Annotated in this window: 13 protein-coding genes and 1 tRNA gene; 8 read left to right on the top strand and 6 right to left on the bottom strand. The window is 74.0% G+C overall.

Going from position 1 to position 15,135, the window contains the following annotated elements:
- Positions 1–15: 15 nt before the first annotated feature.
- The gene (locus QFZ62_RS01480; RefSeq protein ID WP_307500987.1) at positions 16–1,326 is read right to left on the bottom strand and encodes a M20/M25/M40 family metallo-hydrolase; all 1,311 of its coding nucleotides are present in this window, start codon (positions 1,324–1,326) and stop codon (positions 16–18) included.
- 114 nt (positions 1,327–1,440) lie between these two features.
- On the opposite strand from QFZ62_RS01480, the gene QFZ62_RS01475 reads away from it, so the two are divergent.
- A tRNA-Leu gene (locus QFZ62_RS01475) sits at positions 1,441–1,526 on the top strand.
- A 172-nt stretch (positions 1,527–1,698) separates the two neighbouring features.
- Here QFZ62_RS01475 and QFZ62_RS01470 read toward each other — a convergent pair.
- Positions 1,699–2,352 (bottom strand): DUF2510 domain-containing protein, encoded by a 654-nt coding sequence (locus tag QFZ62_RS01470; protein ID WP_307500986.1) that lies wholly within the window; start codon positions 2,350–2,352, stop codon positions 1,699–1,701.
- Positions 2,353–2,590: 238 nt separating this feature from the next.
- On the opposite strand from QFZ62_RS01470, the gene QFZ62_RS01465 reads away from it, so the two are divergent.
- Both QFZ62_RS01465 and QFZ62_RS01460 read left to right on the top strand, forming a co-directional pair.
- Entirely contained in the window at positions 2,591–3,607 is a 1,017-nt protein-coding gene (locus tag QFZ62_RS01465; RefSeq protein ID WP_307500985.1) for a magnesium and cobalt transport protein CorA, read from the top strand.
- A 44-nt stretch (positions 3,608–3,651) separates the two neighbouring features.
- Complete coding sequence (locus QFZ62_RS01460) at positions 3,652–4,617, top strand: NAD(P)-dependent oxidoreductase (protein WP_307500984.1); 966 nt, start codon at positions 3,652–3,654, stop codon at positions 4,615–4,617.
- A gap of 31 nt (positions 4,618–4,648) precedes the next feature.
- On the opposite strand, the gene QFZ62_RS01455 is transcribed toward QFZ62_RS01460, so the two are convergent.
- Positions 4,649–5,998, bottom strand: a complete 1,350-nt coding sequence (locus tag QFZ62_RS01455) for a J domain-containing protein (RefSeq protein ID WP_307500983.1) — start codon at positions 5,996–5,998, stop codon at positions 4,649–4,651.
- Between the two features lie 255 nt (positions 5,999–6,253).
- On the opposite strand from QFZ62_RS01455, the gene QFZ62_RS01450 reads away from it, so the two are divergent.
- From QFZ62_RS01450 to QFZ62_RS01435, 4 genes are read left to right on the top strand one after another with little or no spacing between them, the layout of a single operon-like run.
- Positions 6,254–6,895, top strand: a complete 642-nt coding sequence (locus QFZ62_RS01450) for an ABC transporter permease (protein WP_307500982.1) — start codon at positions 6,254–6,256, stop codon at positions 6,893–6,895.
- The gene (locus tag QFZ62_RS01445) at positions 6,888–8,171 is read left to right on the top strand and encodes an ABC transporter ATP-binding protein (protein ID WP_307500981.1); all 1,284 of its coding nucleotides are present in this window, start codon (positions 6,888–6,890) and stop codon (positions 8,169–8,171) included. The genes QFZ62_RS01450 and QFZ62_RS01445 overlap by 8 nt, the downstream gene beginning before the upstream one ends.
- Positions 8,168–8,932, top strand: coding sequence for an ABC transporter permease (locus QFZ62_RS01440; RefSeq protein ID WP_307500980.1), 765 nt, complete (start codon positions 8,168–8,170; stop codon positions 8,930–8,932). Before QFZ62_RS01445 ends, QFZ62_RS01440 begins: the two co-directional genes overlap by 4 nt.
- Before the next feature lie 2 nt (positions 8,933–8,934).
- Entirely contained in the window at positions 8,935–9,942 is a 1,008-nt protein-coding gene (locus QFZ62_RS01435) for a glycine betaine ABC transporter substrate-binding protein (protein WP_307500979.1), read from the top strand.
- Positions 9,943–10,107: 165 nt separating this feature from the next.
- Here QFZ62_RS01435 and QFZ62_RS01430 read toward each other — a convergent pair whose 3' ends face one another.
- From QFZ62_RS01430 to QFZ62_RS01420, 3 genes are all read right to left on the bottom strand, one after another.
- Positions 10,108–11,916, bottom strand: coding sequence for a DEAD/DEAH box helicase (locus QFZ62_RS01430; protein WP_307500978.1), 1,809 nt, complete (start codon positions 11,914–11,916; stop codon positions 10,108–10,110).
- Positions 11,917–12,115: 199 nt separating this feature from the next.
- Positions 12,116–13,297 (bottom strand): acyl-CoA dehydrogenase family protein, encoded by a 1,182-nt coding sequence (locus QFZ62_RS01425; protein WP_307500977.1) that lies wholly within the window; start codon positions 13,295–13,297, stop codon positions 12,116–12,118.
- Between the two features lie 52 nt (positions 13,298–13,349).
- Positions 13,350–14,201, bottom strand: a complete 852-nt coding sequence (locus QFZ62_RS01420) for a VOC family protein (protein ID WP_307500976.1) — start codon at positions 14,199–14,201, stop codon at positions 13,350–13,352.
- Between the two features lie 128 nt (positions 14,202–14,329).
- On the opposite strand from QFZ62_RS01420, the gene QFZ62_RS01415 reads away from it, so the two are divergent.
- Positions 14,330–15,121, top strand: coding sequence for an SGNH/GDSL hydrolase family protein (locus QFZ62_RS01415; protein ID WP_307500975.1), 792 nt, complete (start codon positions 14,330–14,332; stop codon positions 15,119–15,121).
- The last annotated feature ends 14 nt before the right edge of the window (positions 15,122–15,135 follow it).

The raw sequence follows: 15,135 nt of genomic DNA, 5'->3' as shown, positions 1-15,135 counted from the left end.
ACCTGGGGCTCGGTACTAGTAGTCGAGGAGGAGGTCCCGCAGGACCTGCCTCCCGAAGACTAGTGCGTCGAGCGGGACGCGCTCGTCGACGCCGTGGAACATCGCCGGGAAGTCCATGGAGGCCGGCAGCCGCAGCGGCGCGAACCCGTAGCCCGTGATGCCGAGCCGGCTGAGCGCCTTGTTGTCGGTGCCGCCGGAGAGCATGTAGGGCAGCACCTCGGCCTCGGGGTCGTGCGCGCCGAGGGTCGCCACCATGGCGTCCACCAGGGGGCCCTCGAACGGGTTCTCGAGCCCCACGTCCTGGATCACGACCTGCACGTCGACCCCGTCCCCCGCGAGCTCGCGGACGCGGGCGAGCACCGCGTCCTCCTCGCCGGGGAGCACGCGGATGTCGACGAGCGCCTCGGCGGTGTCGGGGATCACGTTGTGCTTGTAGCCGGCGGTGAGCAGCGTCGGGTTCGTCGTGGTGCGGAGCGTGGCGGCGATGAACTTGGAGGCGGTGCCCGTGGCGATGGCGAGGTCGTCCGGCGTCACCTGCCGAGGGTCCTGGCCCACGATGCGGGCGATCTCGTCGAGGAGCTGGCGCGTCGTGTCGGTGAGGTGCACGGGCCACTCCTCCATGCCGATCCGCGCGACGGCGCCCGCGAGCCGCGTGACGACGTTGTCGCGGTTGACCTGGGAGCCGTGGCCCGCGGTGCCCGTGGCGACGAGCCGCACCCAGACGAGGGCCTTCTCGCCCGTCTGCAGCAGGTAGGCGCGCTTCCCGGCGAGGTCGATGGAGTAGCCGCCGACCTCGCTGATGGCCTCGGTCGCGCCCTCGAACCAGTCGGGCCGGTTCTCGACGACGTACGCGGAGCCGAGCACGCCGCCCGCCTCCTCGTCCGAGAAGAAGGCCATGACGATGTCGCGCTCGGGCGCGCGGCCGGACGTGATGATCTCCTGCATCGCGGTGATCATCATGGCGTCCATGTTCTTCATGTCGACCGCGCCGCGGCCCCAGAGCATGCCGTCCTTGATCTCGCCCGCGAAGGGGTCGACGGTCCAGTTCGCGGGATCCGCCGGGACCACGTCGAGGTGGCCGTGGACGACGAGCGCCGGCTTGTCGCGGTTGCGGCCGGGGATGCGCGCGAGGACGCTCGTGCGACCCGGCGCGGCGTCGATGAGCTCGGGGGCGAGCCCCATGTCCTTGAGGTGCTGCTCCACGTACTCCGCGGCCTCCGTCTCCCCCTCCGACCGGCCCTCGCCGTGGTTGGTGGTGTCGAACCGGATGAGGTCGCGGGCGATGCGCGCGGTGGCGTCGAGGTCGTCGGGCAGCGTGTCGGTCATGGGTCCACGCTATCGAGGCCCGGCGACGGCGTCCGGTCCGGCGGTGGTCGAGAGGGCCCTGGAGCCGTGCTAATGTCGTCTCTCGGCAGCCGGAGACGGCGAGCCGCACATCCTGTCCGGATGGCGGAATTGGTAGACGCGCTAGCTTGAGGTGCTAGTGCCCGTATTAGGGCGTGGGGGTTCAAGTCCCCCTTCGGACACACACGAGAGCCGGTCGGATCCACGAGGATCCGGCCGGCTCTTCCTCGTTCCCGGGCCGGTCGCTCCCGGGCTCCCGAGGCCGATCCCGTGCCTCCCACGATCGAGCGGGACGGGAAACGGGACATAAGCGAGGGCACTCGCAGCCCGGGGCAGGCGTTCCGAGCGTCGACGTCAGTCCTTGCCTAGTCCGTACGTGTAGCTGCCCGAAGTCCAGTTCATCGTCGCGTGGTAGTTGTACCCGCTCATGGTGCCGTCCCCGTTGTCTTCGCTGGAGACGAAGCACTCGAAGACCGTGGTCGTCTCCGTCAGGTCGTCGGTCGAGCCGCCGCCCACAGGCGAGCAGGACGCGTCGAGGATGGGACCGTCGATGAGTCCGTCCGCGGCATGGCCCTCGGCCATCTTCTTGATGCTCTCCTGTATCCCGTCCACGGACAGGGCCCGAGTGGCACGCTCCCGGTCGTCCGCCTCCTTCTCCGCCTTCTCGGATGCAGCAGCGGCATCGCTCCGGACCTTCTCAGCGGCATCGGCAGCCTGCTGAGCCGCGACCTCGCGATCACGCTGGGCATCCTGGCCGAGCTTCACGGACACGCCGGCACCGATGCCGCCGACCAGCAGGACTCCCGCGACCGAACCCGCGATCCACCGGGTCCGATTGGATGCCGGCCTGCGCGAGGTCGGGGCGACCGCCGGGGCTGCCTCTGCCGCTGCCGGCTCAACTGGAGGAGCTGCAGGAGCCAGCCACTGCTGGCCGTCCCAGTACTTGACCGTGCCGTCGGGTGCCTGGTACCAGCCTGCCGGCACAGGACGCTCGCCGTTGTCTTCCATGGTGCTGCTCCGCTTCGTCGGCCCGCCGTCCCGGTGGGGTACGGGACGCCTCGCGGGCCTCGTCGAGAGTACGGCCGGGCGTGTCGCCGCGTCCGGCTCGCGGCACCCCTCTTTCGGGGCGCGGCCCCGTGGCGCTCGACCGCCGGTCGCGCCCGGTCGGCGCGCGGCGATCGCCGGACGTCACGGGCTACAGTCGCACTCGGCCCGCGCGGGTCCCCCGACCCGAGAGCGAGATCCCATGACCGTCGTCGACAGCGCCGTGTACGTCCGAGGGGTCCGCACGGCGGATCCCGAGAGCCTCGACGAGACGTTCGAGGTCATGCGCGCCCGCAACGGCCTCGCGTGGATCGGCCTGTACCGCCCGGAGCCCGCGGAGGTCCACCGCGTCGCGGCCGAGTTCGGCCTGCACCCGCTCGCGGTGGAGGACGCGCTCACCGGCCACCAGCGCTCGAAGATGGAGCGCTACGGCGACACCTGGTTCGTGGTGCTGCGTCCCGCCCGCTACGTCGACGCCGAGGAGCGCGTGGAGTTCGGCGAGCTGCACGTCTTCGTCGGGCCCGACTTCGTGGTCACGATCCGGCACGCCGAGTCGCCCGACCTCGCGGCGGTCCGCCACCGGCTCGAGGGCGACCGCGACCTCCTCGCCCTCGGCCCGACCGCCGTCCTCTACGCGATCCTCGACCAGGTCGTCGACGAGTACGGGCCGGTCGCCTCGGGCCTCGAGGACGACGTCGACCAGATCGAGGACCAGATATTCGGCGCCGACCCCGACGTCTCGCGCCGCATCTACGCGCTGATGCGCGAGGTCACCGCGTTCCAGCGCGCCACCGCCCCGCTCGGCGCCATGCTCGACGAGCTGCGGCACCGGGCCGAGGAGCGCGAGGTGGACCTCGAGCTCCGCCGCGGCTTCCGCGACGTGCACGACCACGTCATCCGCGTCGCCGAGCGCGCCGACGCGTTCCGGACGCTCCTGCAGAACGCGCTCACGGTGCACACGACGCTCGTCGGCCAGCGGCAGAACGACGAGATGAAGAAGCTCACCGAGACGAGCCTCGCGCAGAACGACCAGGTCAAGCGCATCTCCTCGTGGGCGGCCATCCTCTTCGCGCCCACGCTCGTCGGCACCATCTACGGCATGAACTTCACGCACATGCCGGAGCTGAGGTGGACCTACGGGTACCCGCTCGCGCTCGGGCTCATGGTCGTGATGGGCGTCGTGCTCTACGCGGCGTTCCGGAAGCGGGGATGGATCTGAGCCTCGGGCGCGGCGGGCGTCCGGCGCGCCGATAGGGTGACGGGATGCGCGTCGTCGTCATCGGAGCCACCGGCCACATCGGGACCTTCCTCGTCCCCCGCCTCGTCGATTCCGGCCACGACGTCGTCGCCGTCAGCCGCGGGACCCGCGAGCCGTACCGCGAGTCGCCCCTGTGGGACCGCGTGGAGCGCGTGCAGGTCGACCGCGACGCCGAGGACGCCGCCGGCACCTTCGCCGACCGGATCGCGGCGCTCGCGCCCGAGGTCGTCGTCGACCTCGTCTGCTTCACCCCCGAGTCCGCGCGCAACCTCGTCGAGGGGCTCCGCGGTCGGGTCCGGCACCTCGTGCACATCGGCAGCATCTGGACCCACGGCCTCAGCGCCGCGCTGCCGCTGCGGGAGGACGACCCCAAGGAGCCGTTCGGGGAGTACGGCGTGCAGAAGGCGGAGATCGAGCGCTACCTGATCGCCGAGTCCCGCTCGGGCGGCGTTCCCGCCACGGTCGTGCACCCCGGCCACATCAGCGGCGGCGGCTGGCCCGTGATCACCCCGGTCGGCAACCTCGACCCCGGGGTGTGGACCGCGCTGGCCACCGGGAGCCCCCTCGCGGTGCCGGGATCCGGCAGCGAGACGATGCACCACGTGCACGCCGACGACGTCGCGCAGGTCGTGCAGCTCGCCATCGCGAACCGCGAGACGAGCGTCGGCGAGAGCTTCCACGCCGTCTCCGAGCGCGCGCTGTCCGTGCGCGGGTTCGCCCGGGCGGCGGCCGCCTGGTTCGGCCGCGAGCCGGAGCTCGAGCACCTCGACTGGGACGCGTTCCGCGCACGCACCGAGGCGGACCACGCCGACACCAGCTGGGAGCACCTCAGCCGCAGCCACGTGGCGAGCATCGACAAGGCCAGGGACGTGCTCGGCTACGCGCCCCGGTACACGAGCGAGGAGGCGGCCCGCGAGGCCGTCGAGTGGATGGTGCGCTCCGGCGAGCTGGACGTGCCGCTCCCCCGCTGACCCGCCCCGACGCCCTCGTCCGGCCGCAGCCTCAGACGAAGCGCGCGTCGAGCACGAGGCGCGTGCGGACCGCGAGCAGGCGCTCGGGATCCATCGCGCGGAGGCCGGGCAGGCCCGCGGCGACGTGGTCGGCGAGCAGCGTCCGGGCGACCGCGTAGGCGGGGATCGCCTGCGCGTCGTCGGCCGCGTGCAGCACCACGGGCGCGGCGCCCAGGACCCCGGACGGCAGCGAGAGCACGAGGCCGACGACCGGCACCTGCATCTCCGACGCGACCGCGCGCGCCCGGGCGTCGAGGCCGCGGAGCGCGGCGTCGCGGGCGGCCGGGTCGGTCGCGGCGGCGGATCCCTCGGGCACGGACTCGACCGCCACGAGCCCCTGCGGCCCGAGCACGAGGTGGTCGACCGCGTCGCCCGAGCGCGGCACGGCGACGCCGTTCCAGAACGCGTACGACGGGCCGAGCTCCATCAGCTCGCGCGCCGTCTCCTCCTGCGCGACGGCGGCGCGCAGGGCCTCGGCGGCCGGGGCCGGCACCTCGGCGACGAGGTCGGGTGCGTAGGCGTCGGCCTCGAAGCGCCGACGGAGGTCCTCGAGGCGGGCGAGGCGGGCGCTGTACGCCGCCATGACGTCGGGGTAGGCGCGGAGGGCCCGCTCGTGCGCGAGGACGTCCTCCTGGAGCCGCGCGGCCGCCCGCCGACGCGGCTCCTCGGCGCGGAACCAGGCGCGACCGACCGGACCCGCGGCCGCGAGGCCGGCGGCGGCGCCGACGACCAGGCCGACGACGGCCGGGATCGCGCCGAGGCCCGAGACGAGCAGCACGAGGGCGAGCAGGACGGCGGCGACCGGCGGCACGATGGCGCGGGCGCGGCGGACGTAGGGCTCCGGGCGGTCGGACAGGGCGGGTCCTCCACGCGGCGGGACGGGCGTCGCCGGCACCGACGGCTCGGCGGGATCCGCGAGCCACTCGCGGACCAGGGCGAGGTAGCGGAGCCGGGCGAAGCCGCCCGGGTGGCCGAAGCTGCGGGTGCGGGACGCGGGCCGCTCGCGGGGCGCGCCGGGGCGGCCGCGCCGGGCCGCCGGATCCCACGCGGCGGCGGCGGGCGCCGATGCGGAGGACGCGGGACGGGCGGGACGGGCGCCGCCGGCGGGATCCTCGGGGTGCGGTGACTCGCGGAGCCCCCGCTCGTAGCGGGCCCGGCTCTCCGGATCGCCCACGGCGGCGAACGCGTCGCGCACGGCCTGGAAGCGCTCGGCGGTGCCGCCCATGTCGGGGTGCGCCGTGCGGACGCCGCGGCGGTACGCCCGGCGGATCTCGTCCTGCGTGGCGGACGGGTCGACGCCGAGGATCGCGTAGGCGTCGGCGTCGCGCGACGGGACGGGCATCGTTCGCTCCTCGCGGGCGCCGGTCGGGCGGCTCCCCAGATGAGGATCGTAGGCGAGGGCGCCTGGGCGCGCCCCGTGCGGCGTCCCTCGTCCCCTCGCGTGGGCGTCCGCCCCTCGCGTGGGCGTCCGCGCCCGGCGGGTGCGCGGGTAGCAGGCGCAAGCCCCCCTTCGCGAACTTCGCGCGGCCCCGCGGCATGCGTAGGGTGATGCGAGCCGACTCCCTCCCGGTGCCCGACCCATGCAGAGGAGATCGTCATGTGGGACTTCGTGTCCGAGCGCTCGGACCAGATCGCGTTCTCGGCGTGGCAGCACCTCAGCCTCGTGGTCCAGTGCCTCATCCTCGCCACGGTCATCGCGGTGGGCATCGCGGCCCTCGTCTACCGCAGCGGCCCGCTCCGCTCCGTCGCCAACAGCGTCTCCGCCATCGGCCTGACCCTCCCCGCCTTCGCGCTCGTCGGCCTCCTGATCGCGCCGCTCGGCTTCGGGGTCGCCCCTGCCGTGGCGGTCGTGACCTTCTTCGCCGTCCTGCCGATCCTCCGGAACGCGGTCGTCGGCCTCGCCGGGATCGACCCGGCCGTCGTCGAGTCGGCGCGGGGCATCGGCATGAGCCGCCTCCGCACGCTCCTCCGGGTCGAGCTGCCGCTCGCATGGCCCGTGATCCTCGGCGGCATCCGCGTCTCGGCGCAGATGGTGATGGGCATCGCCGCCGTCGCCGCGTACGTGCTCGGTCCCGGCCTCGGCGGCTTCATCTTCTCCGGGCTCTCGCGGCTCGGTGGCGAGAACTCGATCGAGTCCGTCCTCACGGGCGTCCTCGGCGTCGTCCTCCTCGCCCTCCTGCTCGACCTCGTCCTCGTCGGCATCGGCCGGCTCACCACACCGAGAGGCATCCGTGTCTGAGACCACCACCCCGCCCCGCACCCCCGAGGTCAGCGGGCGCTCGATCCTGCTCGACGGCGTCACCAAGCGGTACCCGGGCCAGGCGAAGCCGGCCGTCGACGGGATCACGCTGGAGATCCCCGCCGGCAAGATCGTCATGCTCGTCGGCCCGTCGGGCTGCGGCAAGACCACGACGCTGAAGATGATCAACCGGCTGATCGAGCCCACCGAGGGCCGCGTGGTGCTCGGCGACGAGGACGTCACCGGCATCGACGGCGACGAGCTCCGACGCCGCATCGGGTACGTGATCCAGGCCGGCGGGCTGTTCCCGCACATGACGGTCGCGGCGAACATCGCCGTGGTGCCGAGGATGCTGGGCTGGGATGCCGCCCGGATCCGCGCCCGCGTGGACGAGCTCCTCGAGCTCGTGTCGCTCGACCCCGCGCAGTACCGCGACCGCTACCCCAAGGAGCTCTCGGGCGGCCAGCAGCAGCGTGTCGGCGTGGCCCGCGCGCTCGCGGCCGACCCGCCCGTGCTCCTCATGGACGAGCCGTTCGGCGCGGTGGACCCCATCACCCGCCAGCGCCTGCAGGACGAGCTGATCCGCATCCAGGCCGAGCTGCAGAAGACCATCGTCATCATCACGCACGACTTCGACGAGGCCGTGAAGCTCGGCGACTGGATCGTCGTCTTCGCCGAGGGCGCGCGCATCGTGCAGTACGACACCCCGGAGCGGATCCTCGCCGAGCCCGCCGACGCCTTCGTGGAGGAGTTCATCGGCTCCGGCGCCGGGCTCAAGCAGCTCACGCTCCGCCGCGTCGACGAGGTGCCGCTGGCGAGCGCCGTCCTCGGCCGTCCCGGCGACTCCGCGGCGGACGTGCTCGCGGGCATGGACGCGGCCGGTCACCAGCACGCGGTCATCATCGACGCCCGCGACCGCCCGATCCAGTGGCTCTCGCGCCGCCAGCTCGGCCGCGTCGACTTCGTGGGCGACGGCGCGGAGCCCGGCCTGCCGGTCGTCGGCAACCGCGCGACCCTCAATGACGCGCTCGACACCATGCTCGTCTCGAGCGCCGGCGCCGCGCTCGTGACGGGGCGCGGCGGCGCGTTCCTCGGCGTCATCGACGTCGAGACCGTCATGGACGCCATCACGCGCGCCCGCGCTTCCGCGGCCGGCGGGCTCGACGGCGCGCCGGTGGGCACGAACACGGGCACCGTCGGCACGGTCGGCGCTGACGCCGCGCGCGCCCCCGCCGCGGTCGCCGCGCCGGATGCGCAGGACGGGCAGCACGGATGAGCGCCGCCCTCGACGCCAGCGCCGGGACCGTCGGCGGCGCACGGTCCTGGCGGGGTCTCGTCGCGCAGCCGGTCGCGATCGCCGCGGTGCTCGGCGCCTACCTCGTCTGGCTCGCGATCGCGCCGCTGAGCGCGCAGGAGCGGACCACCCTCGCCCCGACCGCCCTCGGCCGGTCGACCCTCGAGCACCTCGGGCTCACCTTCTCGGCCGCCGCGGTCGTGCTCGTCATCGCCGTGCCGCTCGGCGTGCTCCTCACCCGCGGCCGGCTCCGGCGGTACTCCGGCCCGGTCCTCGCGGTCGCGAACTTCGGCACGGCGGCCCCCGCCATCGGCCTGGTGGTGCTCCTCGCGATGATCATCCCGAACGGGTTCCAGGCGAGCCTCGTGGCCCTGGTCCTGTACGCCGCGCTCCCCGTGCTCGGCAACACGATCCTCGGGATCCGCGGCGTCGACGAGCGGCTCGTCGAGGCCGGCCGCGGGATGGGCATGAGCCGCGGCGCGGTGCTGTTCCGCATCGAGCTGCCGCTGGCCGTCCCCGTCATGCTCGCGGGGATCCGCACCGCCCTCGTGCTCCTCGTGGGCACCGCGGCCCTCGCCGCGTTCGTGAACGGCGGCGGGCTCGGGATCCTGATCACCACGGGCGTGAACCTCTACCTCTACCCCGTGCTCGTCTCGGGCGCCCTGCTCATCGCGCTCCTCGCGCTCGCCATCGACTGGCTGGGTCGCGTCGTCGAGCACGTCGCCCGCCCGAAGGGACTCTGACCGTGACGACCCTCCCCCGCACCGTCCGCCTCCGCCGCGCGCTCGGCGTGCCCGCCCTGGTCGCCGCGGCCCTCGCGGCCCTCACCGGCTGCGGGCTCCAGCCGGCCACCGCCTACGTGCCGGAGGTCGCGCCCGGGTCGATCCAGCCGCTCGACCTGCCCGACGGCGCGGGGATCACGATCACGTCGAAGAACTTCACCGAGCAGCTGATCCTCGGCAAGATCGCGGTCCTCGCTGCGAAGGCCGCCGGCTTCGAGGTCACGGACAAGACGAACGTCCCGGGCAGCGTGCCGGCCCGCGAGCTCATGACGAGCCACGGCGCCGACATGACGTGGGAGTACACGGGCACCGCCTGGCTGAGCTACCTCGGCGAGCCCGAGGGCATCCCGGACCAGCGCGCCCAGTACGAGGCCGTGCGCGACGCGGACCGGGCCAACGGGCTCACCTGGCTCACCCCCGCGCCGCTCAACAACACGTACGCGATGGCCATCCGCGAGGAGGAGGCCGAGCGGCTCGGCATCACGAGGATGTCGCAGGTGAAGGACCTCCCCGTCGACGACCGCACCTTCTGCGTGGAGGCGGAGTTCAACTCCCGCCCGGACGGCCTGTCGCCGCTGCTCGAGGCGTACGGCATCCCCCGCGGGTCCGACGACGGCGTGCCGGACGGCAACGTCAGCATCTTCGACACGGGTGCGGTCTACACCGCGACGGATCGCGGCACGTGCGCGTTCGGCGAGGTGTTCGCGACCGACGGCCGCATCGACAAGCTCGGCCTCCGGATCCTCGAGGACGACCTCGGCTTCTTCCCCGCCTACAACGTCGCCGCCGTGCTCGACACCCGGACGCTCGAGGAGCACCCGGGCCTGCAGGACGTCTTCGACCGGGTCTCCCTCGTCGTCACCGACGACGCGCTCCGTGCGATGAACCTCCGCGTCGACGACCAGGGCGAGGAGCCGGCGGACGTCGCCTACGAGTTCATGGTCGACAACGGGTTCGTGACCGCGCCCTAGCGGAGCGACGCGAGTGGGTGCGCGCTAGCTGCGCATCCACCTGCGGAGCTGCCCCGGATCACACGCACGCGTCAGCTGCGCATCCACCTGCGGAGCTGCCCCGGATCACACGGACGCGCCAGCTGCGCATCCACCTGCGGAGCGGCCCCGGAGCACACGGACGCGTCAGCTGCGCATCCACCTGCGGAGCTGGTCGATGCGCTGCTGCAGCTGCGTGACGCTGCACTGCCCGACGGCGGGCCCGCCGCACACGCGCCGGAGCTCGGCGTGCACGAGGCCGTGCGGCTCGCCGTGCAGCTTCGCGCGCATGCCGACGAGGCTGTTGAGGAGCTGCCGCTGCTCCTTGAGCGTGCGGTACAGCGGGATGTCGTCCGGGTCCTTCGGCGCGCCGCTCTCGGCCTGCTTGCGCTCCCGCTCGGACGCGTGGCGCGACTGCCGGTGCTGACGCTGGGCGAGGAGCTCGCGCACCTGCTCGGGCTCGAGGATCCCCGGGAGCCCGATGAACTCCTCCTCCTCGAGGCTGCCGACGTCGGCCATCTGCCCGAACTCGGCGCCGTCGAACAGCACCTTGTCGAAGGTGGCCTCGGAGCCCATCGCCTCGAAGGAGAACTCGCTGAGCAGGGAGTCGGACCCCTTCTCGCTGCGGTTCGCCTCGCCCATCATGGCGTCCTCGGGGTTGTAGAGGTCGCCCTCCTTCGAGGAGTCGCGGTCGAGGGCGTGGTCGCGCTGGCGCTCCAGCTCGTTGGCGAGCACGAGGAGGTTCGGGACGCTCGGCAGGAAGATCGAGGCGGTCTCGCCCCGGCGCCGGGCGCGCACGAAGCGGCCGATCGCCTGCGCGAAGAACAGCGGGGTGGACGCGCTCGTGGCGTACACGCCGACGGCGAGCCGCGGCACGTCGACGCCCTCGGACACCATGCGCACCGCCACCATCCAGCGCGAGGTGCTCTGGGAGAACCGGTCGATGTTGGCGCTCGCCTCCACGTCGTCGGAGAGCACGAGCGTGACCGGCTGCCCGCTGATGCGCTGGAGGATCGCGGCGTAGGCGCGGGCCGTGGTGTGGTCGGTGGCGATGACGAGGCCGCCCGCGTCGGGGATCGACTGCCGGACCTCGCTGAGCCGGCGGTCGGCGGCCTGCAGCACCTGCGGGATCCACTCGCCGTCGGGGGCGAGCGCCGTGCGCCACGCCTGCGAGGTGATGTCCTTCGTGTTGCCCTCGGCGAGCTGGGCCTCCATCTCGTCGCCCATCTTGTTGCGCCAGCGCATGCTGCCGGCGTACGCGAGGAAGATGACGGGCCGCACGACCCCGTCGGCGAGCGCGCGGCTGTAGCCGTAGTCGTAGTCGGTCTGCGAGAGGCGGACGCCGCGGTGGTCGCGGAGGTAGCTGACGAACGGGATGGGCGCGGTGTCGGAGCGGAACGGCGTCCCCGTGAGCGAGAGCCGGCGCGTGGCGCGCTCGAAGGCCTCGCGGATGGCGTCGCCCCAGCTGAGCGCGTCGCCCCCGTGGTGGACCTCGTCGAGGATCACCAGGGTGCGGCTCTGCTCGGTCATGGTCTTGTGCAGGTAGGGGTTCGCCGCGACCTGCGCGTAGGTGACGGCGGCCCCGTGGTAGTGCCGACCGAGCGCGCCGGAGGAGTTGCTGTACATGGGGTCGAGGCGGACGCCCGCGCGCGCGGCGGCGTCGGCCCACTGCTTCTTGAGGTGCTCCGTGGGGGCGACGACGGTGATCCGGTCGACGGTCTTGCGGTGCAGGAGCTCGGAGGCGAGGCGGAGGGCGAAGGTCGTCTTGCCGGCGCCCGGCGTCGCGTTGGCGAGGAAGTCGCGCGGCTCCTTCTCGAAGTACGCGGTGAGCGCCTCCTCCTGCCAGGCCCGCAGCTTGCTGACGGTGCCCCAGGCGGCGCGCTCCGGGAAGGCCGGCGAGAGGTGCTCGGCCGCGGCGGATCCGACGTGCGGAGGAGGGGTCGGCAAGGTGCTCACTCGACCTCACGATACCCGCACCGGGTCGGGCTCCCGACGACCGCCGGCGGGTCATGGCGGGGCGGACGGGACGGATCGGCGCGGCCGCCCGGGCGTCGTCGGCGTGGCGCGGCGGGAGCGGATCCGACCCCGGACGACGGGCCGGGCGCGTCGCGTCGGGAGGCGTCGGCCGCGCTCCCACCGGCCGCCCGGGCGGCGCTCAGGACGGTCGCGGCACGGGCCCGAGCAGCGTGGTCGCGATGGTCTCGGCGGCCTGCCTGTCGCTCGACGGGTGGAAGCCGCCCGCGAGCACGTCGCGGTACAGCCGCCCGAGCTCGTCGCCCGTGCGGAAGGATCCCCCGCCCGCGACGGCGACGGCCTGCTGCACGACGTCGGCGGCCGTGCGGGTCGCGCGCACCTTGGCGCCGACGAGGAGGGACGCCCACCGGTCGCCGTGGTCGACGCCGCGGTCGACGTCCGCGGCGAGCGCCTGCAGCTGCGGCAGGAGCGCGTCCTGCGCGAGGGCCGCCTCCGCGACCAGGTGCCGGATGCCGGGGTCGGTCGCGAGCGTGCGGCCGCCGGCGGCGAGCGAGGTGCGGCGGAGGGCGGACTCGACGGCGAGGTCGAGCGCGCGCTGCCCGATCCCGGCGTACACGGCCGCCACGAGGAGCTCGAACGCCTGCAGGACGGCGAGCACGAAGGGGTCGTCGCGCCGCCCGTGCTCGCGGCGGCGGACGACGTCGCGCGGCTCCGCCCGCACGTCGCGGAGCACGACGGTGTGGCTCTGCGTCGCGCGCATGCCGAGGGTGTCCCAGTCGGGGACGATCTCGAGGCCGGCCGCATCGCGCGGCACGAAGGCGTGCACGAGGAGCGGCCGCGCGGGATCCGTGTCGTCGCGCCCGAAGAGGCCGAGCCGGGTCCACGCGGGCGCCATGCTCGAGGACACCTTGGTGCCGGTGAAGCGGTAGCCGCCGTCCGGGTCGGGCTCGGCCCGGGTCAGGGCGTCGGCGAGCGCCTGGTCGTTGCCGGGCTCGCTGATGGCGAAGGCCAGCAGCTCGTCGCGGCCGGCGTCCTCGAGGACGCCGCGGAGGGAGTCGTCGCCGCGGTCGGCGAGGATCCGCGCGACGGCCGTCCAGACGAGGTGCATGCCGACCCCGAGCGCGGTGGCGGGCGCCGCCTGCGCGAGGAGGTGCTGGGCGCGGACGGCGTCGGCGAGGGACGCGCCCGATCCGCCGAGCTCCCCCGGGACGAGCAGCCGGAGGTGCCCGGCGTCGCGGAGCTCGTCGAGGTCCTCGGCGAAGAAGGCGTTGCGGGCGTCGTACCCGGCGGCGCGGGAGCGGATGCGCCGCAGCAGGGCGTCGTCGAGGTGCGCGAGCGGGTCGACCGGGGCGGCGGGCGTCATGCGCCCAGTCTCCCCCGCGCCGGTGCCCGGGCACCCGGCCGCCGCCGAGGGCTCAGCCGGCCGACAGCACCAGGGCGTTCCCCCACGGGTCCTCGAAGGCGAGCGCGCGGCCGTCGTCGCGCGTGGCGACGCCGACCCGTCGGAGCCGCGCGTCCACCGCCTCGACCTCGTCGCGCGTCGGCACCTCGATGCGCACCGTGCCGAGCCCGAGCGTCGCCGGGCGTCGGCCCGCACCCCGGCTGTTCCACGTGTTCATGGCCATGTGGTGGTGGTACCCGCCGGCGGAGACGAAGATCGCGGATCCGTGCCAGCCCGCCACCAGCTCGAAGCCGAGCGCGTCGACGTAGAAGGCGGACGCGGTCTCCGTGTCGCCGACCTGCAGGTGCACGTGGCCGATGCCCGCGGCGTCGGAGGCGGGGTCGGCCACGGGCGCGAGCTCCTGGCGGAGGAACGCGTCCGGGTCGAGCCGCAGGCTGTCCATGACGATCCGGCCGTCCTGCCACGTCCAGGCGTCGCGCGGGCGGTCGGTGTAGAGCTCGACGCCGTTGCCCTCGGGGTCGGTGAAGTAGAAGGCGCGGCTCACGAGGTGGTCGGCGCTCCCCGTGAAGGTGCCGGGCGCGCGTCGCGCGACGGACGCCACGGCGCGGGCGAGACCGGCCGGGGTGTCGAACAGCACGGCCGTGTGGAAGAGGCCGGCGTTCCCGGGGCTCGGCAGGGCGAGCCCGTGCGCGGGCTCGAGGACCACGGCGGGGGTCCCGGCCCGTCCGAGCGTCGTCGACTCGACGCCCTCGGCGAGGACGTCGAGGCCGACGGCGTCGCGGTAGTAGGCGGTCATCCGGTCCAGGTCGCCGACCAGCAGGGTCACGGGACCCATGGACGTGTCGGCGGAGAGCAGGTCGGGCATGGGTCCTCGTTCCTTGGGTGCGCATCAGGTTGCTTGAATGCTCAACTACCAGGGGGGTCCGGGCATTCCCCGCGGCCCGAGCCGAGGGCGTTCCTATGATGGGAGGCGTCCCACCCGGAAGGAAGCGCATGACCGAGCCCCATCCCTGGCGCCGCTACGTCGCCCTCGGCGACTCCTTCACGGAGGGCATCGGCGATCCCGAGCCGGGCAGCCCCACCGGGCACCGGGGCTGGGCCGACCGCGTGGCCGAGGTGCTGGCCGACCAGGTCGAGGGCTTCTCGTACGCGAACCTCGCGATCCGCGGGCGCCTCCTCGCGCAGATCGCGGACGAGCAGGTGGAGCCGGCCATGGCCCTGCACCCCGACCTCGTCTCCCTGTCCGCGGGCGGCAACGACATCCTCCGCCCCGGCGCCGACCCGGACCGGCTCGCCGACCGCCTCGACCGCATGGTGGAGCGGCTCTCCTCGGAGGGCGCGACCGTGATCCTGTTCACCGGCACCGACGTCAAGTTCTCCCCCGTGTTCGGCCGCCTGCGCGGCAAGGTCGCCATCTACAACGAGGACATCCGGGCGATCGCCGCCCGGCACGACTGCATCGTCGCCGACCAGTGGGCGCTCACCGAGATCCAGGACCCGCGCATGTGGGACGTCGACCGGCTCCACCTCGCGCCCCTCGGCCACCACACGGTCGCGCGCATGGTCCTGCAGGCGCTCGCCGTCGAGAACGACCTGCAGCCGCTCCGACCCGAGCCGCTCCCGGCGCGCACCTGGCGTCAGGCCCGCGCGGGCGACATCGACTGGGCGCGCTCCTACTTCGTGCCGTGGGTGCTGCGACGCCTCCGCCACCAGTCCTCCGGCGACGGGCGCACGGCCAAGAGGCCCGACGCGTCGCCGTGGACGCGCCCGGACGCGGCGGGCTGATCCCGAGGACCATC

Origin of the sequence: Clavibacter sp. B3I6, from assembly GCF_030816895.1 — a bacterium.
Lineage (GTDB): Bacteria > Actinomycetota > Actinomycetes > Actinomycetales > Microbacteriaceae > Clavibacter.
This window is presented reverse-complemented; position numbering and strand designations above follow the sequence as displayed.